At 73.2% G+C, this 24,635-nt stretch carries 12 protein-coding genes; 2 read left to right on the top strand and 10 right to left on the bottom strand.

What is annotated here, in order from left to right:
* Positions 1–115 precede the first annotated feature (115 nt).
* Positions 116–1,063 (top strand): M48 family metalloprotease, encoded by a 948-nt coding sequence (locus tag ACWDCZ_RS31190; protein WP_449817586.1) that lies wholly within the window; start codon positions 116–118, stop codon positions 1,061–1,063.
* 208 nt (positions 1,064–1,271) lie between these two features.
* Positions 1,272–1,853, top strand: a complete 582-nt coding sequence (locus tag ACWDCZ_RS31185) for a MarR family winged helix-turn-helix transcriptional regulator (protein WP_449817585.1) — start codon at positions 1,272–1,274, stop codon at positions 1,851–1,853.
* Between the two features lie 48 nt (positions 1,854–1,901).
* Here ACWDCZ_RS31185 and ACWDCZ_RS31180 read toward each other — a convergent pair whose 3' ends face one another.
* The 10 genes from ACWDCZ_RS31180 to ACWDCZ_RS31135 all read right to left on the bottom strand — a co-directional run bounded on the left by ACWDCZ_RS31180 (position 1,902) and on the right by ACWDCZ_RS31135 (position 24,621).
* Positions 1,902–2,474, bottom strand: coding sequence for an ATP-binding cassette domain-containing protein (locus tag ACWDCZ_RS31180; RefSeq protein WP_449817587.1), 573 nt, complete (start codon positions 2,472–2,474; stop codon positions 1,902–1,904).
* Between the two features lie 53 nt (positions 2,475–2,527).
* Positions 2,528–2,815 (bottom strand): acyl carrier protein, encoded by a 288-nt coding sequence (locus ACWDCZ_RS31175; RefSeq protein ID WP_375877652.1) that lies wholly within the window; start codon positions 2,813–2,815, stop codon positions 2,528–2,530.
* A 72-nt stretch (positions 2,816–2,887) separates the two neighbouring features.
* Entirely contained in the window at positions 2,888–3,877 is a 990-nt protein-coding gene (locus ACWDCZ_RS31170; protein WP_449817584.1) for an alpha/beta fold hydrolase, read from the bottom strand.
* Complete coding sequence (locus ACWDCZ_RS31165) at positions 3,870–5,270, bottom strand: condensation domain-containing protein (RefSeq protein WP_380663839.1); 1,401 nt, start codon at positions 5,268–5,270, stop codon at positions 3,870–3,872. Before ACWDCZ_RS31165 ends, ACWDCZ_RS31170 begins: the two co-directional genes overlap by 8 nt.
* Before the next feature lie 92 nt (positions 5,271–5,362).
* A complete protein-coding gene (locus tag ACWDCZ_RS31160; RefSeq protein WP_449817583.1) occupies positions 5,363–7,084 on the bottom strand; it encodes an acyl-CoA dehydrogenase in 1,722 nt (573 codons plus the stop codon).
* Entirely contained in the window at positions 7,081–8,826 is a 1,746-nt protein-coding gene (locus ACWDCZ_RS31155) for an acyl-CoA dehydrogenase family protein (RefSeq protein ID WP_449817582.1), read from the bottom strand. Before ACWDCZ_RS31155 ends, ACWDCZ_RS31160 begins: the two co-directional genes overlap by 4 nt.
* Complete coding sequence (locus tag ACWDCZ_RS31150; RefSeq protein WP_449817581.1) at positions 8,823–10,628, bottom strand: fatty acyl-AMP ligase; 1,806 nt, start codon at positions 10,626–10,628, stop codon at positions 8,823–8,825. Before ACWDCZ_RS31150 ends, ACWDCZ_RS31155 begins: the two co-directional genes overlap by 4 nt.
* A 21-nt stretch (positions 10,629–10,649) precedes the next feature.
* Positions 10,650–11,444 (bottom strand): thioesterase II family protein, encoded by a 795-nt coding sequence (locus ACWDCZ_RS31145; RefSeq protein WP_387736517.1) that lies wholly within the window; start codon positions 11,442–11,444, stop codon positions 10,650–10,652.
* Between the two features lie 80 nt (positions 11,445–11,524).
* On the bottom strand, positions 11,525–12,889 hold the full coding sequence (locus tag ACWDCZ_RS31140; RefSeq protein ID WP_449817580.1) for an MFS transporter: 1,365 nt from the start codon (positions 12,887–12,889) through the stop codon (positions 11,525–11,527).
* Positions 12,886–24,621 carry an amino acid adenylation domain-containing protein gene (locus ACWDCZ_RS31135; protein WP_449817579.1) on the bottom strand — a complete coding sequence of 3,912 codons (11,736 nt, stop codon included), beginning with the start codon at positions 24,619–24,621 and terminating at the stop codon, positions 12,886–12,888. The genes ACWDCZ_RS31140 and ACWDCZ_RS31135 overlap by 4 nt, the downstream gene beginning before the upstream one ends.
* Between the last annotated feature and the right edge of the window lie 14 nt (positions 24,622–24,635).

Genomic DNA, 24,635 nt, shown 5'->3' with positions numbered 1-24,635 from the left:
GGTTCGTCTCCTCGCTGTCCGAGGACGACGAGGACGTCCTGCGCCGCCTGCTCCTCGACGCCCGGCAGGTGGGCGAGGCCACGGCTGAAGCCGCCGCCGAACCCGAGGACCGCGCATGAGCCTGGTCCTGGTGCTCGTCGCCCTGGCCCTGCTGGTCCCCTGGGCCGCGGTGCCGGCGGCCCGCCGCCTGGCCGTCCTGCTGCCGCCGCGCGAGTCCTCGTTCACCCTCGCCGGCGCGGCCGTCCTGCTGGCGGGCGGCACCGCCGCGGCCCTCGTCGGCCTGTTCCACGTCCCGTTCCTGGCGGGCCTGGAGCACCTGCCGCTGTCCCGCGTCCTCGCCCGGTGGCCCGCCGTGGTGCCGGTGTCGGGCGCCGCCGGGGTGCTGCTGGCCGTCCAGGCCGTACGGCTGGGGCGGCGGTGGCGGAGGCAGCGCGCGCTGCTGGCCCGCGCCTGGGAGCTGACTGGCGACGCGACCAGCGACGGCGACCTGCTCGTGGTGGCGGGCGAGGAGGCGGAGGCCTTCGCCCTGCCCGCCCACCGGGGGCGCCCCGGCCGGGTCGTCGTCTCGGCCGGCATGCTCCGGGCGCTGGGGCCGACGGAGCGGGCGGTGCTGCTCGCCCACGAGCGCGCCCACCTGAGGGGCCGCCACCATCTGCTCTCGGCCGCAGCGGACCTCGCCGCCGCCGTCCACCCGGCGCTGGGCCGGCTGCGGGCCGACCTCGACTTCCACCTGGAGCGGTGGGCCGACGAGCAGGCCGCCCGCGCGGTCGCCGTCCGGCGCACCGCCGCGACCGCCATCGCCCGGGCGGCCCTGGCCGGGTCGCCGTCCGTCCGCCACGCCACGGGCCCGCTGCTGTCGGTGAGCTCCGGTCCGGTGCCCCAGCGCGTCCAGGCGCTCCTGGGCCCCGCGCCCGCCCGGCCGACCGGCCACCGGGCGCGGGCCGCCGTCGCCCTGCTCGCCGCCGTCGCGGTCGCGGCCATGCTCGGCGTGGGCCTGGCCTACGGGCTGCACGAGTACGTCGAGTACGCGGCCCGGGCCCTGCTGGCGCACGGCACCGTTTGACGACATCGATGTAGACCAACTGTTCGGGCCCGGGTATGGTGAGCCTCGGCTTGCGCGCGCGGGCCGTGCCGCCGTCGTCCGTCGACGGTCAGCCGTCCGTCGGGGACCGTGTCCACCCGGTCCCGGGGCCCGGCGCTCCCGTGCGGATGCCACCCCTGTGGCCCCCGGCCCGAGAACACGGCGGCCTTCCCGGACGATTGGACCTGCTGTGTACGACGGGAGGACGGGGTCGACGAGCCCCTTCGAACAGACCGTCTACCTCCTGTCGACGGCCGGCCGGGCGGCCGACCGCCTGCTGGCCGACCGCCTCGACTCGCGCGGGATGGGCCGCGCCCACCAGACGCTGCTGTCCGCGCTCGCCCAGCTGGGGCCGCACGGGCGCCACGACCTCGTCGAGCGCGCCGCCGCGACCGGGACCGACGCCGACCAGGCACTGGACGACCTGCTGTCGGCGGGCCTGGTGCACTCCATGGTCGTCCACATCGGCGGACGGCAGGAAGTGCTGACGATCACCCCGGCCGGGCAGGCGGCGCTGGACGTGCTGCACGAGGACGCCTCCGCCGTCCAGGAGGACCTGCTCGCCCCGTTGACGAAGGGCCAGCGCGCCGAGCTCAACTCCCTGCTGCGGCGGGTGTGCGCGGCGGCCGGCCGCGGCGCGGGACGCCGTACGCCCGCGCGGCCGGGCCCCCGCTGGGTGCTGACCGGCGGACAGCGCCGGAGGTGGGTCGTCGAGCAGAACGCCGCCGCCGGTGCGGCCGCGCGCCCGGACAGGGCCGCGCCCGGCCGGTGAGCACGGCGCCGTGACCGGCGGGGCTCCCGTAGCCGGTGCGGCGCCGGGTCAGCGCACGCTGCCCGCAGGCTGTTTGGTGACGGACGGTGCGGACAACGGTCCCCCGAGCGGCAGGACGTGGTCGGCGCGGCCGGTGACCAGGGGAAGGTCGTGGCTGACCAGGACGACCGCGAGGCCCCGGCCGGTGCGCAGGCCGTCGAGGAGGTCCATGAGCGCGGCGGCGGTGTCGGTGTCGAGGGCGGAGGTGACCTCGTCGCAGAGCAGCACGTCCGGTTCGGCGGCCAGGGCGCGGGCCAGCGAGACCCGCTGGCGCTGCCCGCCGGAGAGCTCGTGGGGGTGGCGGGCCGCGTAGTGCGCGGGCAGGCCGACGGCGTCGAGCAGTTCGGCGACGCGTTCCTCGCACCGGGCGGCGTGCAGGGCGAAGTGCAGCTTCAGCGGCCGGGTGAGGGTGGCGCCGACGGTGCGGGCGGGGTTGAGGGCGCCGAGGGGGTTCTGCGGGACGAGCTGGATGCGGCGGCGCTGGTCGCGGGTGCGGCGCCGGTAGGAGGCGGCCAGCGGCTGGTCGTGGAGCGTGAGGGTGCCGGTGTCGGGCGTGTGGAGTCCGGCGAGGGTGCGGACCAGGGTGGTCTTTCCGCAGCCTGACGGGCCGACGATTCCGGTGAGGGTTCCCGGGGTCAGGCGGTCCGGTTGCCGTGCTCCGCGAGCATCTCCGCGAGCAGGCCGGAGAGGGCATCGACGGTCGGGTAGTCCCAGACCAGGGTCGGTGCGACCTCGATGCCGAACTCGTCCTCGATCTCGCCGCACAGGGTGAGGCCGTGGAGGGAGTCGAGGCCGTACTCGGCCAGCTTGGTGTCGGTCCGGATGGAGTCGACCGGCTCCTCGAGGTAGAAGGCGACCTTCTCCCTCAGCCACTCGGCGATCGGCGCCTGCTGGATCTCGGTGGTCATCGCGGCAGTGGTCATCGGTGTGTCTCCTCGACATCTGAAGTGGTAACGGAAAGGGGACGGAACGAAGGAAGGGGTGGGGCTGGTCGGTCAGCTCAGCGACCGGGCGAAGGCGACGAGGGCGGCCGTGACCTCCTCCGGGCGTTCCTGCTGGATCCAGTGGCCGCAGCCGGGGAGCAGGAGCATCTCGCGCAGGTCGGGGACCCACTGCCGCAGTTCGGACTCCAGCCGGGCGGGGTCCGCGCCCTTGATCACGAAGTCCTCCTCACCGGCCAGGTAGAGGGCGGGCACCTGGACGGCCGCCTTCTGGTACGGGGCGGTCAGATCCCAGTTCGCGTCGAGGTTGCGGTACCAGTTCAGCCCTCCGGTGAAGCCGGTCCTGGTGAACTCGGCCGTGTAGACGGAGAGTTCGCCCTCACTGAGCCAGCCGGGCAGTACGGCGGGCTCGGGGTAGAGGTCCAGCAGTCCGCCGCCGTCCGGCACGACGGGCGCCCGGTAGGGGGCCGATCCCGAGGTGCCGTTCAGCAGGCGGCGGAAGGACGCGGCCACGTCGCGCTCCAGCTCCGCCTCGGCAACGCCGGGCGTCTGGAAGTACAGCATGTAGTGGCCCGCGCCGATACCCCGCCGGATCGCGGGCAGCGGGTTGAGCGGCGAGCGCGGGCGGTACGGAATGCTGAGGCCGGCCACGCCCCTGACCCGGTCGGGGCGCATCAGGGCGGTGTGCCAGGCCACCTGGGAGCCCCAGTCGTGGCCGGCCAGCACCGCCGGGCCCTCGCCCAGCGCGTCGATCAGCGCGACCGCGTCGCCCACCAGGTGGTGGATCGTGTACCGGGCCGCGTCCTCGGGGCTGTCGCTGCCGCCGTAGCCGCGCATGTCCGGGGCGACCGCGTGGAACCCGGCCGCCGCCAGGCCGGCGAGCTGGTGTCGCCAGGAGTACGCGAGTTCGGGGAAGCCGTGCAGCAGGACGACGAGCGGGCCCTGACCGGCCTCGGCGATCCGCACGCTGCGCCCGCCGGCCCGCAGCGTGCGCTGGCTGACCCCGTCCGGGAGCGGCAGGCCGGACCCCGACGGCTCAGACACGGACGGCCTCCTGGTCCGACGGGCGGGAGGGCGCCGGGGCCTGGACCAGGCGCAGCCGGGAGATGACCTGGTCCGGGTCGGCGGCGGCGGTGTCCAGGGCGCGCACGTAGTAGGAGGCGAAGCGCTCGATGGTCGACAGGTCGAAGAGCACGGCGTTGTAGCGGAAGTCGAGCGTCAGGCAGTCGCTGCTCTGGCGGACGTTCACCGCGAGGTCGAGCTGGCCCTCGGCCTGGGGCAGTTCGAACGGGCTGATGGTCAGGCCGTGGTGCTCGATGGTGTTGTGCTCGCCCTCGCCGTCCAGCAGCAGCTTCATCAGCGGGTCGGGCTTGGCGACACCGATCAGGTTGAAGGTGATCTGGCAGAGCGAGGAGCCGGCGCTGGTGCGCGGGCGGTTGGCCGTGCGGGTGAGCCGCGCGAAGGGGTAGCCGACGGCGGCGAGGCCCTGGCGGACCTGGCCGTCGACCGTCGTCGCGGCGTCGCGGAAGGTGGCTCCGGGGGCGAAGCTGCCGCGGAAGACCAGGGTGTTGATGTAGTTGCCGACGACGTCGCGCATCGGCGGGGAGAGCCGGGTGGTGGTGGGGCAGCCGATGAGGAAGTCGTTCTGCCGGGTGTAGCGGTGGAGCAGGCCCTGGAAGGCGCCCAGCAGGAAGGAGAAGAGGGTCACGCCGCAGGCACGGGCGGCCGTGCGCAGTGCCTCGACCTGACCGGCGTCGAGCTCCAGGTGGTGGGTGGCGCCGACGGGCGTGGGCCCGGCTGTGCGGGGGCGGTCGGTGGGGATCTGCGCGGGCTGCGCCCCCTCGATCACACCGTGCCAGAACGCCTCGGCGCGGGCACCGCGCGGGGAGGAGAGCAGGCGCTGCTCGGCGGCGACGTACGTGTCGTGGGTGTAGGCGACCGGGGCGGGCGCGGCCTCCTCGCCGGCGACGGCCTGCTGGTAGCCCGCGAGGATGTCGCGCAGCAGGACGAGGTCCGAGACGGCGTCGGAGGCGATGTGGTGGCCGCCGATCAGCAGGACCGCGTCGGTCTCGGAGCGGCGCAGCAGGACGAAGCGGAAGGCGCCGCGGTCGCGCAGGTGGTACGGCTCGTTGAGCGCCCGGCGGACGGCGGTGCGCAGTTCGTCGTCGCCGACCGGGCCCAGGTCCTCGACCAGCAGGGCGAAGGGTTCGTGGGCCCGGGGGGTGCTGACGGGCACCCCGTCGACCCTGTCGAACAGCGAGTGGACGAGTTCGTGCCGGGCGACGGCGGCGGCGACGGCCTCCCGGAGTGCGGGCAGTTCGACGGGGGACAGCACCCGTACGGCGACGCCGGTGTTGTAGGAGCTGCCCTCGGGGTCGAGTTCGTAGAGGAACCACAGCGCCTCTTGGGCGTGGGAAAGCTGATGACAGGTCGACATCACCGGCTCCCTTCTGGGATGAAAAAGCCGATATGCGCGGAGGGTCCGCGCGTGGACGTGGAGCGGCCGGTGGCGTCCGGCCGGTGCTCGGGTCAGGCCAGTCGGCGGCCTGTGAGGTCGAAGCCGCGGCGGGTCTCGTGGCGGCGGGCGAGCTCGGCGAAGACGGGCTCCGGTACGCCGTCCGTCTCCGGTCCGCAGCCGAGCCGGCCGGCCAGCCGGCCCAGCGCGGCGGCGAGCCAGGCCGTGTCGCGCAGGAACGGGTTCGGGTTGTCCGCATTGTGGCGCCACACGCCGAGGCAGGCGGCGGCCGCGAGCAGCACCGCGTAGCGCTCGGCCAGCACGAAGGTGCCCGCACTGGCCACCGGGGTGCGGTCCCGGGGGGCCAGTTCGCCGAACCGCTCCTTCAGCCGGCGCAGCTCTCCCACCAGCGAGGCGCACAGCGGGCCGAGCACCCGGTCCCCGGCCAGCTCGGCGGCCACCTGCGGCAGTGCCGCCATCAGCGGGTCCTCACGGCCCGCCATGACGCTCAGCCGTTCCGCGTCCAGCTCCGGCAGGGCCCGGTCCATGGTGAACAGCTCGGCCGGCGCTCCGCCGTCGCTCAGCCAGCCGCCGCGTGCCATCCGCGGCAGCTGGGGGATCATCGTCGCCTGGCAGACCGTTCCGCCGGCGTGGACGAGCGAGGCCACCGGGAGGTCGCGCAGGTGCTTCTGGAAGACGCCGTGCTCGCCCTCGCGCAGGAAGGAGCGCGCGCCCAGCACGACGGCCATGGCGTCGACCGCCTCGCGCATCAGCGTCGGCACCAGGTACTTCACGGCCGCCGCGTAGACGCTGGTCTGGCCGGGGAGCACGTGCAGGGCGCGGCAGACCGTGGTGGCGAGGCTGTCGGCGACGAGCAGGTCGAGCCACGCGCCGGCCAGCAGGGAGCGGGCGTGCGGCAGTTCGGAGACGGCCCGCCCGTACAGGCGCCGCTGGACCGCGAAGTCCATCACCGTCCGCAGCTGCTGGTCGACCGTGCCGACCGCGGCCGCGGGCAGCACCGCCCGGGTGACCTGGAAGGCCCGCAGGATGGTCTCCATGGCCTCCCCGAACCCGCCGGCGACCGCGGTCACGGGCACCGGGCAGTCCTGGAACTCCAGGCCGCCGAGGTACAGGGCGCGCACCCCGCTGGTCCGGTAGCGCGGCAGGAAGCGCAGCCGGTCGCGCGGGACGCTCGCCATGTCGACCAGCACCATGGAGTGGCTGCGGCTGCCGGCCTCCTCCCGGGTGCGGGCCAGCAGGGTGACGGCCTCGGCCCTGGCGAGGTTGTTGATGATCTCCTTGCGGCCGTTGAGGACGAGCGAGTCGCGCTCCACCCGGGCACTGAAGGCGGTGCGGGAGACGTCGTTGCCGGTGGACATGTCGGTGTACCCGGCGGCGACCCGGCCGTTGCGCAGCAGCACGTCCGCCAGCCAGCGGCGCTGCTTGTCACTGCCCGAGGACCAGACGTTCACGGAGCCGACCAGGTTGCTCGCGCCGTGGCCGAGCGCCAGCGCGACGTCGCGCCGGAACAGCGGGCGCAGCACCCTGGCCAGGTGGTCGGCCTGCCCGAGCCGGCCGCCGAGCGCCGCCGGGACGAACTCCGCGCCGAGGCCGTAGGCGTCCAGCACCCGCTCGCCCGCGGACAGCAGGTCGCCGCGCTCGTCCGCGTTCAGGAGGGCGGCGAAGCCCAGCGGGTTGCCGGGGTCGGTGGGGTCGCCCAACCGCGATTCCAGTGCGGCCGGGGTGCCGAGGTCGGTGAAGGGCGACGCGGGGGGTGCCGCGGGTGCCGTGGTCATGAGCGGCCTTTCACGAGCGGGTGGGTCAGCAGGGACGGCAGGTCGCCCCGGCCCTGCTGCTCGATCAGGACCGGCACCAGGCGCTCCAGGACGTCGCCGTCGGTGTCCGGCCGGCCGGGGAGCAGCTGGTCCAGCAGCCTGACCAGCACGGCCTCCAGCCACAGGCCGTCCTGCCAGAGCGGGTGGCCGGCGCCGGCCGTCGCGTGGTTGCGCAGCCACAGCCGGATCGCCGCCGAGGCGGCGAAGCAGCGGGCGTACCGCTCGGCCAGGGAGAAGGCGGCCACCGGGACGTCGGTCGCCACCGGGCGGTGGGCCGCGATGGCGGCGGCGACCTCGTCGGCCACGGCGGCGATCGCCTCCGCGTTGCGGGCCAGCGAGGCGGGGACCACGCCCTGGCGGGCCAGTTCGGCCAGCTCCGCCACGCCGTCGGAGAGGGCGAGCACGATGCTGCCGCCGGGGCGGGGCAGCAGGGAGAGCCGATCGCGGTCGAAGTCCGGCAGCTCGGCGGTCAGGGTGGCCGCCGTCTCGACGCCGGCCCGGTCCACCTCGCCGCGGCGGGCCTGGCGGGCCAGCTGCGGGAACTGGTTGACCAGCGAGTGGAGGTTCACCACGGTGTTGCCGTCGAAGATGGACACGATGCGGTGGTCGCGCTGCACCTTCTGGAAGCGCCCGTGTTCGAAGGTGTCGCCCACCAGCAGGGAGCGGGCGCCCAGCACCGTCGACAGGCGGGAGACGACCTGGTCGACGAGGGTGGGGACGAAGTACTTGGTGACGGCCGAGACCACCGCCAGCTCCCCGGTGAGGGCGTGGATGGCCCGTCCGGCCACCAGGGTGGTCGCCTCGGCGAGGAGCACGTCGGCGTACGACGCGGCGATCAGGTGCCTGGTCTGCGGCAGGTCGATCAGGCGGCTGCCGTAGGCGTGGCGCTCCAGGGCGTACCCGGTGGCGAGTCCGAGCGCCTGGTCCGCCGCCCCGAGCGACAGGGCGGCGCACAGGGTGCGGGTCAGCTGGAGGCTCTTCAGGACGATCTCCGCGCCCCCGCCTTCGGCGCCGATCAGGGCGGCGGCCGGTACGGGGGCGTCGGTGAACGCGACGCCGCTGATGTCGGCGCTGCGGATGCCGTGCAGCTTCACCGCCGGCAGCGGCCGGTAGGTGCCGCCGGGGAGGCTCTGCTTGTCGACCATGAGCAGGCTGTAGGCGCGGGCGCCGCCCTGCTCGCCGGTGCGGGCCAGGACGCAGATCCGCCGGCCCCGGTTGGCGTTGTTGATCAGCCACTTCTCGCCGGTGAGGCGGTAGCCGCCGTCCGGTTCCCGGTGGGCGGCCACCTCCCCGGCGAGCAGGTCGCTGCCGTGGTCGCGCTCCGTCAGGCCCCAGGACACGACGGTGCCGTCGGCCACCAGCCGGCCGAGCTCGCGGGCCTGCTCCTCGCTGCCGCCGACCCAGACGGACACCGCGCCCAGGAAGGTCTTGCCGTGCGCGATGGCCACCGTCAGGTCGCGCCGGGCGACGGCGCGCATGAGCTGGAGCACCTCGTCGTAGCGGTGCAGCGAGCCGCCGTACCGCGCGGGGACGTAGTGGCCGGGCAGGCCCAGGAAGTCCAGCTCGCGGCAGATCTCGACCGGGAACTCCTCGCGGTCGTCGAGTGCGCCGCAACGGGCGTAGGAGAAGAGCCGGCCCGCGTCGTCCGGGTCGCCCAGGGCGCGGTCGAAGTCCAGGACGGCGGGGTACGGGGTGGAGGTCACGGCGTCTCCCCCGTGCCTCCGGTCGCGGCGGCCGCCGTCTCGGGCGTGCGGTAGCGCTTCCTGGTCGCGGTGTTGAGGTCCTCGTACAGCGGCTCCAGGGCGCCGGTCATGAACTTCTCGCGCATCAGCCGCCGCTGGATCTTGCCGCTGGTCGTGCGGTGCACCTGGCCGGGGCGCAGGAACACCACGTTCGACACCTTCACGCCGGCCGCCTCGGCGAGCTCGCCGCGCACGCGGCGCGCCAGTTCGGGCAGCTCGACCGGGTTGGCCGGGTTGGGCCGGTACTCCTGGATGACGACGATCTCCTCGCCGTCGGCGGGGACCGAGCAGACGCTGGCGACCAGGCCCTGGAACGAGGCGTGCACGGTCTGCAGTTCGCGCTCCAGGTCGTGCGGGTAGAGGTTGCGGCCGTTGATGACCAGCACCTCCTTGGTGCGGCCGGTGACGTACAGCTCGCCGTCGTGGATGATCCCGATGTCGCCGGTGCGCAGGAAGCCCCGCTCGCCCTCGGCGGTCATCGCGCGGAAGGTGCGCTCGGTCTCCTCCGGGTTGTTCCAGTACCCGGCCGTGACGCTCCGGCCCCGGACCCAGATCTCGCCGGCGCGGCCGTCCGGCAGCGTGGTCCTGGTCTCCGGGTCGACGATCCGCACGTCGAGCCCGTGGATCTGGCCGCTGCTCACCAGCTTGGGGGCCTCCAGGTCACCGGGGAGCGGGCGCAGCACCTTGTGGGCGAGCGCGTCGCCGTCCACGGAGGTGATCGCCGGGCGGCGGCCGGGCGGCGTGCCGGTGACCAGCAGCGTGGTCTCGGCCATGCCGTAGCAGGGGTTGAAGACGTCGAGGCTGAAGCCGGCCGGGGCGAACTTCTCGGCGAAGCGGTGCAGCGTCGCGGCGCTGATGGGCTCCGAGCCGTTGCCCGCGTTGCGCAGGTGGGACAGGTCCAGGGTGGCGACCTGCTGGTCGTTGATCCGGCGCACGCACAGGTCGTAGGCGAAGTTGGGCGCGACGGTGGTGTGGATCCTCTTGCGGGAGACCAGGTCCAGCCAGAGGTAGGGACGGCGCAGGAAGTCCATCGGCGCCATCAGGTAGGTCGTGGTGCCGAGGTAGAGCGGCTCCAGCACCTTGCCCATGAGCCCCATGTCGTGGTGCTGCGGCAGCCAGCTGGCGACCAGGCAGCCGGAGTCCAGGCCGAAGGCCCGCTCGATCAGCTGCAGGTTGTGGAAGAGCGACCCGTGGGTGACCATGACGCCCTTGGGGGTGCTGGTCGAGCCGGAGGTGTACTGGAGGATGACCAGGGTGTCCGGGCCGAGCTGCGGCACCCGCCATCCGGGCGCCTCGGCGAGTTCCAGGGTGTCGGTGACGACGGCGTCGACCCCGGTGAGGCCGGAGTCCGCCACGAAGGCGCTGACGACGCCGGCGTTCGGCGTGTCGGTGAGGATCAGCCGGACGTCGGTGTCGCGCACGATGCCGACCGAGCGGGCGTCATGGCCCCGCTGGCTGCCCGGGACCGGCGCCGGCACGGCGACCACGCCCGCGTACATGCAGCCCATCAGGACCTTCACGAACTCCAGGCCGGTGCCGTAGAGCAGCATCACCCGCTCGCCGACCGTGCAGCGTCCGGCCAGCCACGAGGCGATCCTGCGCGCCTCCCGGTCGAGTTCGGCGTAGGTCAGCGTCTCCTCGACGGGCTCCCCGTCGACGACCCGGACGAAGGCCACTGCGGTCTTGTCGGGGATCGTGCGGCTGTGTGCTTCCAGTCGGCTCACCAGGTGCTCGTGCATGGCGCCGCTCTTCCTTTCGGTCATGGGATCTGTGGCTCCGGGTGATCAGGTACGGCTGAGACCGGCGAGGGCCTGCCTGAGCCGGAGGTCGCTGCGGAGGTGGCCGGTGATGTGGCCGAGGAGCTCCTGCTCGTGCGCCTCCAGGTAGAAGTGGCCGCCGGGGAAGACCCGGAACTCGAACGCGGACGCCGTGGTCTGCGACCAGGCGCGGGCCTTGTCGACCTCGCAGTCCTCGTCGCTGTCGCCGACGTACGCCACGAGCGGGCAGCCGGTCCGGGTGCCGGACGCCGGGTGGTAGGCGTCCAGCAGTCGGTAGTCGGCCCGGATGCTCGGCAGGACCAGCTCCAGCAGCGCCGCGTCCTCGATCTCGCCCATCGAGCCGCTGCCCAGCTGCCGGAGCTCGCGGACGAAGGCCTCGTCGTCCTCGGCCCGGCCGGGGGGCGTGGCCAGGTGCGGTGCCTCGGCGCCGGAGACGAACAGCCGCACCGGCTGGACCCCGTGCCGTTCCTGGAGCCGCAGGGCGACCTCGTGGGCGACGTAGGCGCCCATGCTGTGCCCGAAGAGCGCGATCGGCGTGTCGAGCAGCGGGACGAGGGCGGCCACGATGTCATCGGCCAGTTCGGGCAGCGAGGCCGCGAACGGATCGGCGAACCGGTCCTGCCGGCCGGGGTAGCAGGTGGCCAGCACCTCGACATCGTCGGGAACGGCCCGTGCCCAGGTCCGGTAGGACGTCGGCGCCCCGCCTGCGTGCGGGAAGCACACCAGGCGCAGGGCCGGGGAGGGCGTCGCCCGGTAGCTGCGGAACCAGTCGGCCGCCGCGCCGGTCATCGAACCTGTCATCGGGGTCCTTCCTTGGAATCGTGCGCGGAGGCGTCACAACTGCTGGCACTCCGCCAGCGTCCACACGCTCTCCCGGAGCCCTATATCCCGCCCATACCGGCGGATTCGGCCGCCGCGGGCGGCTCCTGCGTCCCGCCGCCGGGCGTCGCGGAGGCGGGCGCCGGGCCGTCGGGCGCCGCGGAGGCGCGGTGCTCGGCGCGCACCGCCGGGCTGAACGCCACCACGGCGGTCAGCGCCAGCACCGCGACGCCGAGGACGAAGCCGGTCGCGGACGGGCCCGCCCGGTCGACCAGCCAGCCGCCGGCCAGGGCGCCCAGCGAGTTCGCCCCCGAGGACAGGAAGCTCGACGCCCCGTTCACCCGCCCCTGCAGGGCCTCGGGGGTGACCTGCATCTGGTAGACGTTCCCGGTGACGTTGAACAGGCTGGCCACGAAGGTGATGCCGGCCAGCGAGGCGGCGATCAGCGCGGGCGAGCCGGAACACGCCGAGACCGGGATGAACACCGTCCACACCGCGAAGCCGGCCACCGCCGTCCGGTACAGGTCCGACCGGCGCGACCACCAGCCCGCGCTGAGCGCCCCGAGGATGCCGCCCAGCCCGCCCGCGCCGAGCACCAGGCCCACCACAGCCGGTGGGTGACCACCGTTGTGGATCCGCACCAGCACCGCCAGCAGGAGCACCTGGAAGACCAGGTTGCTGCCCGCGAACACACAGGTCATCACCCGCAGGAACCGCTGCCGCCACAGCCAGCGGACCCCTTCCCCGACCGCGGCGCGCAGCGACGTGCCGCCCGGGGGGACCGCCCGGTCGGCCTGCGCCGGGCCGAGGGCCCGCCGCAGGGTCACCAACAGGACGGCGGCGACCAGGCCCACGGCCGCGTTGGCCGCGAACGGGAGCCAGCGGGCCACCGTGAACAGCAGGCTGCTGCCGGGCTGGGCGAGCAGGCCGATGGCGGCCCCGCGCGCCTCGTTCTGGGCCAGCGCGGCCGACAGCTGCCCGGGCTCGACCACGGTCCGCACCGCCGCCCGCTCCGACAGCTGGTAGAGGATCGTCATCGCGGACTGCAGGAACGCGCCCAGCATGAGCTGCGGCAGCCAGAACCGGCCGCACAGCTCGGTCACGGCGATGCTCGCGACCACCGTCACGCAGACGATGTCGCAGCCCACCATCAGCCTGCGCCGGTTCCAGCGGTCGACCAGCGCGCCGGCCGGCAGCTGGACGAACAGGTTGGGCAGTGCGGCGGCGAACGTGACCAGCCCGGTCGTACTCGCCGATCCCGTGTGCCACAGCGCCAGCAGCGGGTAGGCGACCATCGTCACCGAGGTGCCGAAGCGCGAGATCCCCGCGCTCACCCAGAGCCGGATGAAGTCGGCGTTGCGCCGCAGGGGCACCGGCCCGGGCAGGGCCCGGGCCGGTGCCGACGGCGTCGCCGTGGGAACGGTCACCGGTGCTGCCCCGCGACCGCCGCGCGCGCCCGTTCCTGCTGCACGGCCTCGTCGATGGCCTTCTGCCACAGTCCCGCGACCCTGGTCCGCGCGGACCAGGTGGCGACGATCATGTGCTTCACCAGCTCACGCCCGCTCACCGCGTTGGTCAGCAGGACCGAGCCGACGCCCGAGTGCACCCGCAGTCCGGTCATCGCCTGGTAGCCGTAGGCCTGGCCGCCGTGGCCGAACTCCACGTCCCCGCTGGTGGTGTCGACGATGGTGCTCCAGCCGTAGTTGCGGTCCGACTGCGGCGACAGCATCTGCCGCACCAGCTGCTGGTCGACCAGGCCGCCCGAGTACCCCAGGTAGCCGCGCCGGATCTCGACGGCGAACTTGGCCAGGTCCTCGGCGGTGCTCCACATCCCGGCCGCGGCGGGCTCCGGCTGGACGATGTAGCCGCCCCGTACCTGGGTGCCCACCACGTCGTGTCCCCGGGCGAAGGGCCGCCCGGAGGCGTGCGGGAACATCGGGTCGAAACTGCTGCCCGTCATGCCCAGCGGTGTGAACACCAGACGCTTCACCAGGTCGGGGAAGGCCTCACCGGTGAGGTCGGACATCACCTGCTGGAGCACCGAGTAGTGCACCGAGTTCTGTCGGAACACCTGGCCGGGCACGTCCTGGCGGCGCACCGGCGGTGTCTTGGCCGGCGCCCGCCCGTACAGCATGTCGAGCACCGTCGGCTGCTCGTCGTCGTCCGGGTAGTGGCCCTCGTTCACGGCCGGGTGCGGGGCGAACCCGGCCAGGTTCGCCATCAGCAGCCTCGCCGTGACCGGCTCCTGGAACTCCCCGGGGACCTGCCAGGACGTCAGGTAGCGGTTGACGTCCCGGTCGAGGTCCAGCAGGCCCTGCGAGACCAGCCCCAGCGCCGCGTACGTCGTCACGTGCTTGCTGATCGACCCCACCGCGAACAGGGTGTCCGGGGTGACCGGCTCGCTCTGCCCTGCGCCGAGGACGCCGTAGCTGCGGACCGCCGTCACCTGACCGTCGTGGATCAGGGCGAGGCTGGCGCCCGGGATGGCGTGGTCGGCCATCACCTCCTCGGCCCGCAGGTCCGCGAGCACCGACTCGGCCGCACTGCCGCGGCTCGACCGGCGCACCGGGCGGCGGCCCGACGCGGCGTCCGTGCCGTCGTCCTCGCCGAGCAGCACCCTCAGCTCCGCCATCTGCTCGTCGACCAGCCGGCGGACGGTCGCCGCCTCGTGGACGTCCGTGCTGTGGACCCACTCGACGTACAGCCGGCCCTCGTACACGTACGCGTCGATCTCCAGCAGGTGCGCCCGCGGGGCCTCGGGGGCGGCCGTGGCCACGACCCGCTCCGCGAGGTAGACCAGCGGCGGCGTCCCGTTCAGGGAGCGGGCCGTCGGCCTGCCGGCGGCGGACCGCGGCGCCGTGAAGGAGAACCGCACCTCCGGTGCCGGGAGGGCGGCCAGCTCCTCGGCCACCTCCGGGTCCGGCGCCAGGTGACGCAGCAGTCCGTATCCCTGCACCGGGTCGGGCAGGGTGCGCATCTGCCGGGCGACCGACTTCAGCGAGGACTGCGCGTCCCGGCCGAGCGGCAGTCGCAGGGTCACGGGGTAGCCGTGGTCCAGCGGGCCGACCGTCCGCGACGGGTCGCCGGCCGTGTCCGCCGTCGCGCCACCACGGGCGTCACCGGCGATCTCGACGGCGATCCGGTCGGCCTGCGCCCAGCGCGCGAGCGTACGGCCCACCGCCGTCAGCACCAGGTGCTCCGGGTTCGCGTCGGCCAGCAGGGACGCGGTCAGCTCGGACGGCAGGGTCGCCGTGACCGTGTTGGCCGTGGCGTGGGTGGTCTCCACCCGGGCACGGTCCACCGGGAGCGCGGCCCCCTTCGGCCGGTCCAGCCACAGCTCGGCCTGGTCCAGCAGCTCGTCGGAGTGCGCCTGCTTCAGCTGCTGCTCCGCCCACCAGTGCAGCGGGGACGCCACCGGCGGCAGAGTCGCCGGAAGGCCCTCGTTGAGCTGCCGGTACGCGGTGTTCAGGTCCTCGACGAGGACCGTCCAGGACGCCCGGTCGACCGCCAGCTCGTGGACGGTCAGCCAGATCTGGTCGGCCGCTCCGCTCTCCGCGCCGAAGCGGATCAGCGTCGCGTCCACCAGCGAACCGCCCCGCGTGTCCAGGCGCGCCCGGCCCTCGACGACCGCCCGCTCGATCCGCGCCGACCGCTCGGCGGCTGGCACCTCGCCGAGGTCCACGACATGGACCAGGGCCTCGGTGTTCGGCTCCGCCAGGTGGGCGCGGCCGTCGGCGGCCTCGTCGAACCGCAGACGCAGCGCCTGGTGGTGCTGCACCACGGCCCGCAGCGCTTCTTCGAGGACGTCCGCGTCGGCCTGCCCGTTCACCGGCAGCTGCACCGTGCGTCCGCTGGTGGCCTGCGCGCCGAGCAGCCGGTGCTGCTCCGCGAGCAGCGCGATCCCGTCCTGCTCCGGCGTCCGACCGCCGTCACCCTGCGCCAGGGCGGCGAGTTCACGCAGGTTCTTGGCCTGCATGACCATCCAGACCGCCAGCGGGAGACCCGCCTCCCTGCCCGCGGACAGCATCCGCAGAGCCCGGATGGAGTCGCCGCCGAGCTCGAAGAAGCTGTCCTCCACGCCGATGCGGTCGATGCCGAGGACATCGGACCAGATGGCCGCCAGCTGCTCCTCCACCATGGTGCGCGGGGCGACGTAGGCCGCCCGGGAGAGCGCGGTGGTGGCGGAGGCCGGGAGGGCCTTGTGGTCGACCTTGCCGCTGTTGGTCAGCGGGATGGCGTCCAAGGTCACGAAGACGGCCGGGACCATGTACTCGGGCAGCGAGCGGGACAGGAACTCCCGCAGCGCGACCGTGTCCAGGCCGGAGCCGCCGGCCGGGACCACGTAGGCGACCAGGGACTTGTCACCCTGGGCGTCTTCCTGGGCGGCCACGACGGCGTCGCGGACGGAGGTGTGCTCGCGCAGGGCGCTCTCGATCTCGCCGAGCTCGATGCGGTAGCCGCGGACCTTCACCTGGCCGTCGGCGCGGCCCAGGCACTCCAGGGTGCCGTCGGCAAGGACGCGGGCCAGGTCACCGGTCGCGTACAGGCGTGAACCTGCGGGGCCGAAGGGGTTCGGGACGAACTTCTCGGCCGTCAGGTCGGGGCGGCCCAGGTAGCCGCGGGCCAGACCGTCACCGCCGATGAACAGCTCGCCGGTCACACCCTGCGGCACCAACTCCAGAGCGCCGTCCAGGACGAAGAGCTGGGTGTTGGCCAGCGGGCCGCCGATCGAGACCCGCTCCACCTCCGCCGGGACCTCGCCCCGCGCGGACCAGATCGTCGTCTCGGTCGGACCGTAGACGTTCACCAGGCGACCGACCTTCGGCAGCAGCTCCCGCGCCACACCCACGGTCAGCGCCTCACCACCCACCAGCGCGGTCACCGACACATCGTCGAAGCCCGCCGCCAGCAGCAGACGCCAACCCGACGGAGTCGCCTGGACATGCGTGACCTCATTGCGGGCCACCAGCTCCACCAGCGCCGTCGCGTCCTTGGCCTGCTCGGCCGAGGCCAGCACGATCGTCCCGCCGGTGATCAGCGGCAGGTGCAGCTCCAGGCCGGAGATGTCGAACGACACCGACGTCGAAGCCAGCCACGTGCCCGGAGCCCCCGGAGTCACGTCGTCACGGATCGAACCCAGCAGGTTCACCAGCGCACCCTGCCCGATCATCACGCCCTTGGGGCGACCGGTCGAACCCGAGGTGTAGAGCACGTAGGCGAGGTCGTCCGAGGCGGGAACGATGCCGTCCCAGCTCTCCTCGGAGCCGCCGGCCAGCTCCAGCCACGGACCGGCGTACTCACCGAACCGGTCCGTCGGGTCGGCGTCGGTCAGGACGAGCGCGGCACCCGAGTCGGTGAGCATGTAGCCCACCCGCTCGGCCGGAAGCGACGGATCGACCGGAACGTACGCAGCCCCCGCCTTCCACACACCCAGCATCGCCGCCACAACACCCGGACCACGGTCGAGATACAGACCGACCACCGATCCGGACCCGACCCCGCGCCCGCGCAGCCGGCCCGCGATCCGCGAAGACTCGGCATCGAGTTCGCCATACGACACCCGCTCCTCACCGAACACCACCGCGACCGCATCCGGCGCAGCCGCCGCACGAGCCCGGAACAACTCCAGAGCCGAACCCGCACCCCACTCCACCGACGAACCACCACGCACCAGCGCGGCCCGCTCCGCCTCCGCCAGCACCACACCCGACGCGTCACCGTCCGGATCCGCCGCCATCGCCTCCAGCACCAGCCGGTACATCCCCGCAAGACGCCCCAGCGCCTCACGGCCGACGACGTCCGACGTCGTGTTGAGCATGATCCGCCGGCCGATCGCCGCGACGTTGAGCGCGAACTCGTTGCCGCCGACGTTCAGGTTGCCGGCCATGTCGACCGTCTCGGTGTCGACCTGGTGGAAGTCGAGGTACTCGAAGAGCACCGCGATGAGCCGGCCACTCTGCCCCGAGTCCCGCTGAACGGCGGGCAGCGGGTACCGGCGGTGGGCCCAGGTCTCCGCTTCCTGCGCAAAGACCTGCTCCACCAGCTCACGCCAGGTGCCGGACGGGCGGGTGGCGGGGAACGGCAGCGTGTTCAGGTGCATGCCCAGCACCCGCTCGGCGCCCGGCGCCTCCAGACGCCCGTGGTAGACCACACCCGCGTGGATGGCCTCCTCCGCACTGAGCATGCTCAGCACCTTGAGGTGGGCGGCCAGCAGCACGCTCTTCAGCGAGGTCCTGGCACGGGCGGCGAGGGTGCGCAGGCCGTCCTCGAGGTCGCCGAAGGCGACGTCCGTCCCCAGCGGCTCGCGGGCCCCGGCGGTCGCCGGGTCGGCCCAGGAGCCGGGCAGCTGCGCAGGAGCGTGGTTGTCCACGATCCCCTGCCAGAAGGCGCGGTCCTCCTCGGAGGCCAGCGACTCCAGCTCCGCCGCGACGAAGTCGGCGAACCGGACGGCCGGCGCCTCGTAGGCGGGCAGCTCACGGCCGTCGCGCAGGTGCTGGTAGGACGCCAGCAGCTCCATGAGCAGCGAGTGGTAGCTCCAGCCCTCGGCGATGGCGTGGTTGTAGGTGAAGGTCAGTCGCCAGGCCTCGTCCGACTCCAGGTGCACCGCGATCCGCAGCAGCGGAGCGGTCCCGAGGTCGAACGCGGCAGCGTGCTCCTTCACCGAGAAGGCCCGCAGCGCCTTGATCTGCTGAGTGGAGTCGAGACCCCGCAGGTCGTGCAGCGCCACCGGCACCTGGGTGTCGGCGTGCACCAGCTGCATCGGCTGCGAGTAGCCGCTCAGGTGCATCGAGGTGCGCAGGGCCTCGTGGCGGCCGGCCACGACGGCAGCGGCCTCCGTGAAGGCGGCGGCGTCGAAGGACTCGGCGTCCGGGATGCGGAAGGAGCTGATGTTCAGGTAGGCGGACTCGCCGCGCTCCTGAGCGGCCACCATCTCGACCAGCATGCCGGTCTGGATCTGCGACAGCGGGTAGGCGTCCACGACGCCCACCGGCAGCAGGGCCCGGTCCTCGTCGCCGATCAGCGCGAACGGCTCCACGGCGGTGACCAGCGACCCACCGACCTCCTTGCCGGAGATGTACGTGCCCAGTTCCGCGATCGTCCCGTGCTGGTAGACCGACCGGACATCCACGTCGTAGCCGGTGGCGCGCAGGGCACCGACCAGGCGGACGACGCGGATGGAGTCGCCACCGAGCTCGAAGAAGCTGTCCTCGACACCGACCCGGGCGACGCCCAGGACGTCCGACCAGACCGCCACGAGCCGCTCCTCCAGCGGGGTGCGCGGGGCGACGATCTCGGCGGTGGCGAACGCGCTCTGGTCGACGGCCGGGAGGGCCTTGTGGTCGACCTTGCCGCTGTTGGTCAGCGGGATGGCCGCCAGCTCCATGAAAGCGGCCGGGACCATGTACTCGGGCAGCGAGCGGGACAGGAACTCCCGCAGCGCGACCGTGTCCGGGCCGGAACCGTCGGCACTGACGACGTAGGCGACCAGGGACTTGTCCCCGTGTGCGTCCTCCTGGGCCGTCACGACGGCGTCACGGACCCAGGCGTGCTCGCGCAGGGCGCTCTCGATCTCGCCCAGCTCGATGCGGTAACCGCGGATCTTCACCTGGCCGTCGATGCGGCCCAGGCACTCCAGGGTGCCGTCCGGGAGGACACGGGCCAGGTCACCGGTCGCGTAGAGGCGGGAGCCGGCCGGCCCGAAGGGGTTCGGAACGAACTTCTCCGCCGTCAGGTCCGGGCGGCCCAGGTACCCGCGGGCCAGACCGTCACCACCGATGAACAGCTCGCCCGTCACACCCTGCGGCACCGGGTTCAGGTCCACGTCCAGGACGTGCAGCCGGGTGTTGGCCAGCGGACCGCCGATCGAGACCTGCTCCACCCCGTCCGGGACCTCGCCCTGAGCGGACCAGATCGTCGTCTCGGTCGGACCGTAGACGTTCACCAGGCGGCCGACCCGCGGCAGCAGCTCCCGCGCCAGGCCGGCGGTCAACGCCTCGCCGCCGACGAGCGCGGTCACGGCGTAGTTGTCGAAGCCCGCCGCCAGCAGCAGACGCCAGCCCGACGGAGTCGCCTGGACATGGGTGACCTCATTGCGGGCCACCAGCTCCACCAGCGCCGTCGCGTCCTTCGCCTGCTCGGCCGAGGCCAGCACGATCGTCCCACCGGTGATCAGCGGCAGGTGCAGCTCCAGACCCGAGATGTCGAACGACACCGAGGTCGAGGCCAGCCAGGTGCCCGGACGGCCGGGGGTCACGTCGTCACGGATCGAACCCAGCAGGTTCACCAGCGCACCGTGGCCGATCATCACACCCTTGGGGCGACCGGTGGATCCGGAGGTGTAGAGCACGTACGCCAGCTCATCGACAGCCGGGACGATGCCGTCCCAGCTCTCCTCGGAACCGCCGTCCAGCTCAAGCCAGGGGCCGGTGTACTCACCCAGGCGCCCGGACGGCTCGGCGTCGGTCAGGACGAGCGCGGCACCCGAGTCGGCGAGCATGTAGCCCACCCGCTCGGCCGGAAGCGACGGGTCCACCGGAAGGTAGGCGGCACCCGCCTTCCACACACCCAGCATCGCCGCCAGGACACCGGGGCCGCGGTCCAGGTACAGGCCCACCACCGAACCGGCGCCGACCCCCTGCCCGCGCAGCCGGCCCGCGATCCGCGACGACCACGCGTCCAGCTCGCCATACGAAACCCGCTCCTCACCGAACACCACCGCGACCGCATCCGGCGCAGCCGCCGCACGAGCCCGGAACAACTCCAGAGCCGAACCCGCACCCCACTCCACCACCGAACCACCACGCACCAGCGCGGCCCGCTCCGCCTCCGCCAGCACCACACCCGACGCGTCACCGTCCGGATCCGCCGCCATCGCCTCCAGCACCAGCCGGTACATCCCCGCAAGACGCCCCAGCGCCTCACGACTCAGGAACTCACCGCTGGTCGCCATGTTGAGGTGGCCGTTGTTGGGGACCACGTTGAGCGCGAACTCGTTGAAGCCGTCGTTGAAGCCGGCGTCGGTGTCGACCGTCTCGCCGTCCACGTGGTGGAAGTCGAGGTACTCGAACATCACCGTGAGCAGGCGCTCGCGGGTGCCGCTGTCGCGCTGGACGGCGGGCAGCGGGTAGCGGCGGTGGGCCCAGATCTCCGCCTCCTGTGCGAAGACCCGCTCCACCAGCTCACGCCACGTCCCGGACGCGCGGGTGGCGGGGAACGGCAGCGTGTTCAGGTGCATGCCCAGCACCCGCTCGGCGCCCGGCGCCTCCAGACGCCCGTGGTAGACCACACCGGTGTGGAAGGCCTGGTCCGAGGTGACCGAGCCCAGCACCTTCAGGTGCGCCGCCAGCAGCACGCTCTTCAGCGAGGTGCCGGCACGGGCGGCGAGGGTGCGCAGGCCCTCCTCCAGGTCGTGGAAGGGGACGCGCAGACCGTGCCGGTCCTGCGGGTCGCGCTCCGGTGCGGCCCACGGCTCCGGCAGCCGCAGCGGCGCGTGCTCCGCCACCACGTCCTGCCAGAAGGCGCGGTCCTCCTCGGAGGCCAGCGACTCCAGCTCCGCCGCGACGAAGTCCGCGAACCGGACGGCCGGCGCCTCGTAGGCGGGCAGCTCACGGCCGTCGCGCAGGTGCTGGTAGCACTCCACCAGCTCCATCATCAGGGCGTTGTAGCTCCAGCCCTCGGAGACGGCGTGGTGGTAGGTGAAGTTGAGCCGCCACGAGCCGTCCGACTCGACCAGGACGGACATCCGCAGCAGCGGCGCGGCCGTCAGGTCGAAGACCACGGCGCGTTCCTGTGTGAGGTAGGCGGCCTTGCGGCGCTCCTGCTCCTCGATGCCCAGGCCGCGCAGGTCCCACAGCGTCACGGGGTAGTCCGCCGTGGCGTGCACCAGCTGGAGCGGCAGCGCGTAGCCGCTCAGGTGCATCGACGTGCGCAGGATGTCGTGCCGCTGGACGACGACGTCCACCGCCTGCTGGAAGACCGGCAGCGAGAACGGCTGGTCGTCGCGGATCCGGAAGGAGTTGAGGTTGTGGTAGACCGCCCGGTCCGCCGGGCCGGCGGCCATCGTCTCGACGAGCATGCCGGTCTGGATCTGCGACATCGGGTAGGCGTCCACGACGCCCGCCGGCAGCAGGGCCCGGTCCTCGGCGCCGATCAGCGCGAACGGCTCCACGGCCTTGACGAGGGACTCGCCGCCCTGGCCGGTGAGGCCGGCCGCCATCGCGGCGATCGTCCGTGACTCGAACACGTCGCGGATCGAGACGTCGTACCCGGCGGTGCGCAGTGCACCGACCAGGCGGACCGCGCGGATGGAGTCGCCGCCGAGGTCGAAGAAGCTGTCCTCGACACCGACCCGGGCGACGCCCAGGACGTCCGACCAGATCACCGCGAGCCGCTCCTCCACCGGGGTGCGCGGCGCCACGTGCTCGACCGTGGCGAAGGACGCCTGGTCGGGCGCGGGCAGCGCGCGGTGGTCGAGCTTGCCGTTGCTGGTGAGCGGGATGGCGTCGATGGCGACGAACGCCGTCGGCACCATGTAGGCGGGCAGGTCGGCGGCGAGGTGCTCGCGGAGCTGCGCGGCAGCCGGTGCGGCGCCCTGCTGCGGCACGTAGTAGCCGACGAGCTGCTTGGCGCCCTGAGCCCCCTCGATGACGGTCACCACCGCGGCGCGGACGGCCGGGTGCCGGCGCAGCGCGGTCTCGATCTCGCCGAGCTCGATGCGGTAGCCGCGGATCTTCACCTGGGTGTCGACGCGACCGAGGAAGTCCAGCGAGCCGTCCGGCAGTCGTCGGGCCAGGTCGCCGGTGCGGTAGAGGCGCGAGCCCGCCGGACCGAAGGGGTTCGGGACGAACTTCTCCGCCGTCATCTCCGGCCGGTCGAGGTAGCCGAGGGCCAGTGCGGGGCCACCGACGTGGATCTCGCCGGGCACCCCGACCGGCACCAACTGGCCGTCGGCGTCGAGCAGGTGGACGGAGAGGTCGCGCAGCGGACGCCCGATGTTGCTGCGGCTCGGCCGCCGGAGGTCCTCGGCGCCGATCCGGTGGTAGGCGCAGTGCATGGTCGTCTCGGTCGGCCCGTACAGGTTGACCAGGGCGGGCCGGTCGAGGCCCATCCGGTCCACCCACGACTGGAGTTCGGAGGTCTCCAGCTTCTCGCCGCCGAAGCCGACGAGCCGCAGGTCGAGCCGGTCGATGCGCGGGTCACCGTCGCCGGCCAGGGCCGCGAGGGCCCGGAATCCGGTCGGGGTCTGGAGCATCACGGTGACCTGCTCGGCGACCAGGAGGTCGAGCAGCTCGCCGGGCGAGCGGTTGACGTCGGTCGGGACGACGACGACCCGGCCGCCGTGCAGCAGGGCTCCCCACATCTCCCACACCGACACGTCGAAGGCGTACGAGTGCGCCTGGGTGAAGACGTCGTCGGCACCGAAGGCGAACTGCTCGCGTGTCGCGCTGTACAGGCGCAGGACGTTGGCGTGGGTGAGGCTGACGCCCTTGGGCTTTCCGGTGGAGCCGGAGGTGTAGATGACGTAGATCAGGTTGTCCGGGGTGACCGCGGTGACCGGCGCGGTGGCCGGGCGGGCCGTGATCTGCTCACGGCTGTCGCCGTCCAGCAGCACGATCCGGCCGTCGAACGAGTCGGTCACCCGCTCCGCCAGATCGGCAGTGCTCACCAGGATGCGGGCACCCGCGTCCTGGAGGATGTAGGACAGGCGCTCGTCCGGGTTCACCGGGTCCAGCGGCAGGTAGGCCGCACCCGACTTCATCACACCCAGCAGCGTCGGGACCAGGTCCAGACCGCGCTCCAGGCACACGCCCACGAGCCGGTCCGGGCCCGCGCCCAGGCCCTGCAGGTGGTGCGCGAGCCGGTTGGCCCACGCGTCCACCTCGGCATAGGTCAGCGACTCACCCGCGAAGGTGATCGCGACGGCGTCCGGGGTACGGGCCGCCTGCTCCGCGAACACCTCGTGCAGGCAACCGTCGACCGGCACCTCCACCGTGGCGTTCCACTCACCCAGCAGCAGCCCCCGCTCCGCCTCCGGCAGCAGGACCACCGAAGCGTCCCCCTCCGGGTCGGCCGCCATCGCCTCCAGCACCAACCGGTACATCGCACCGAAGCGATCCAGGGCCGCACGGCCGAGCACGTCGGTCGAAGTGCCGATGTTGAGGTGGCCGCCGGCGGCGATCACGCTGAGGAGGAACTCGTTGCCGCCCGCGTCGAGGTTGGACGCGGTGTCCACGGTGCCGGTGTCGACCTGGTGGAAGTCCTGGTAGTCGAAGACCATCGAAATCAGGCGCTCGCCGGTGCCGCTGTCGCGCTGGATGGCGGGCAGCGGGTAACGGCGGCGGGCCCAGATCTCCGACTCGCGGGCGTAGACCCGCTCGACCAGCTCACGCCAGGTCCCCGAGGCGCGCAGCGCCGGGAACGGCAGGGTGTTCAGGTGCATGCCGAGCACCCGCTCGGCGCCGGGGGCCTCCAGACGCCCGTGGTAGACCACACCGGTGTGGAAGGCGTCCTCGGTGCCGACCATGCCCAGCACCTTCAGGTGCGCGGCCAGCAGCACGGTCTTCAGCGAGGCCTTGGCGTCGTTCGCCAGGCGGTGCAGCTTCTCCTCGAGGTCGTGGAAGGGCACCCGCGCGCCGAGGTTCTCGGCCACCAGGTCGGCGTCGTCGGCCCAGGTGGCCGGCAGCTCGGCCGCGGCGTGGCCGGCGACGACGTCCCGCCAGTAGGCGCGGTCCTGCTCGGAGGCCAGCGACTCCAGCTCCGCCGCGATGAAGTCCGCGTACCGGACCGACGGCGCCTCGTACGCGGGCAGCTCACGGCCGTCGCGCAGGTACTGGTAGCACTCCATCAGCTCCATGAGGAGGCTGTTGACGCTCCAGCCCTCGGTGACGGCGTGGCAGTGGCTGAGCGTCAGCCGCCAGGCCTCGTCCGACTCCAGGTGGACGGCGAGCCGCATCAGCGGCGCGGCCGACAGCTCGAAGCCGGACGCCAGGTCCTGCTCCGCGAAGACCCGGGCACGCTCCTCGCGCTGCTCCTCGCTCAGGCCCCGCCAGTCGTGCACGGTCACCGGCAGCTGCGCGGAGGCGTGCACCAGCTGGAGCGGCTGGGAGTAGCCGCTGAGAGCCACGGAGGTGCGCAGCAGTTCGTGCCGCTGCGACAGCACGGCCACGGCTTCGC

This window comes from Kitasatospora sp. NPDC001225 (genome assembly GCF_053597855.1).
The sequence above is the reverse complement of the archived record's forward strand: the minus strand, read 5'-3'. Positions and strand labels throughout refer to the sequence as shown.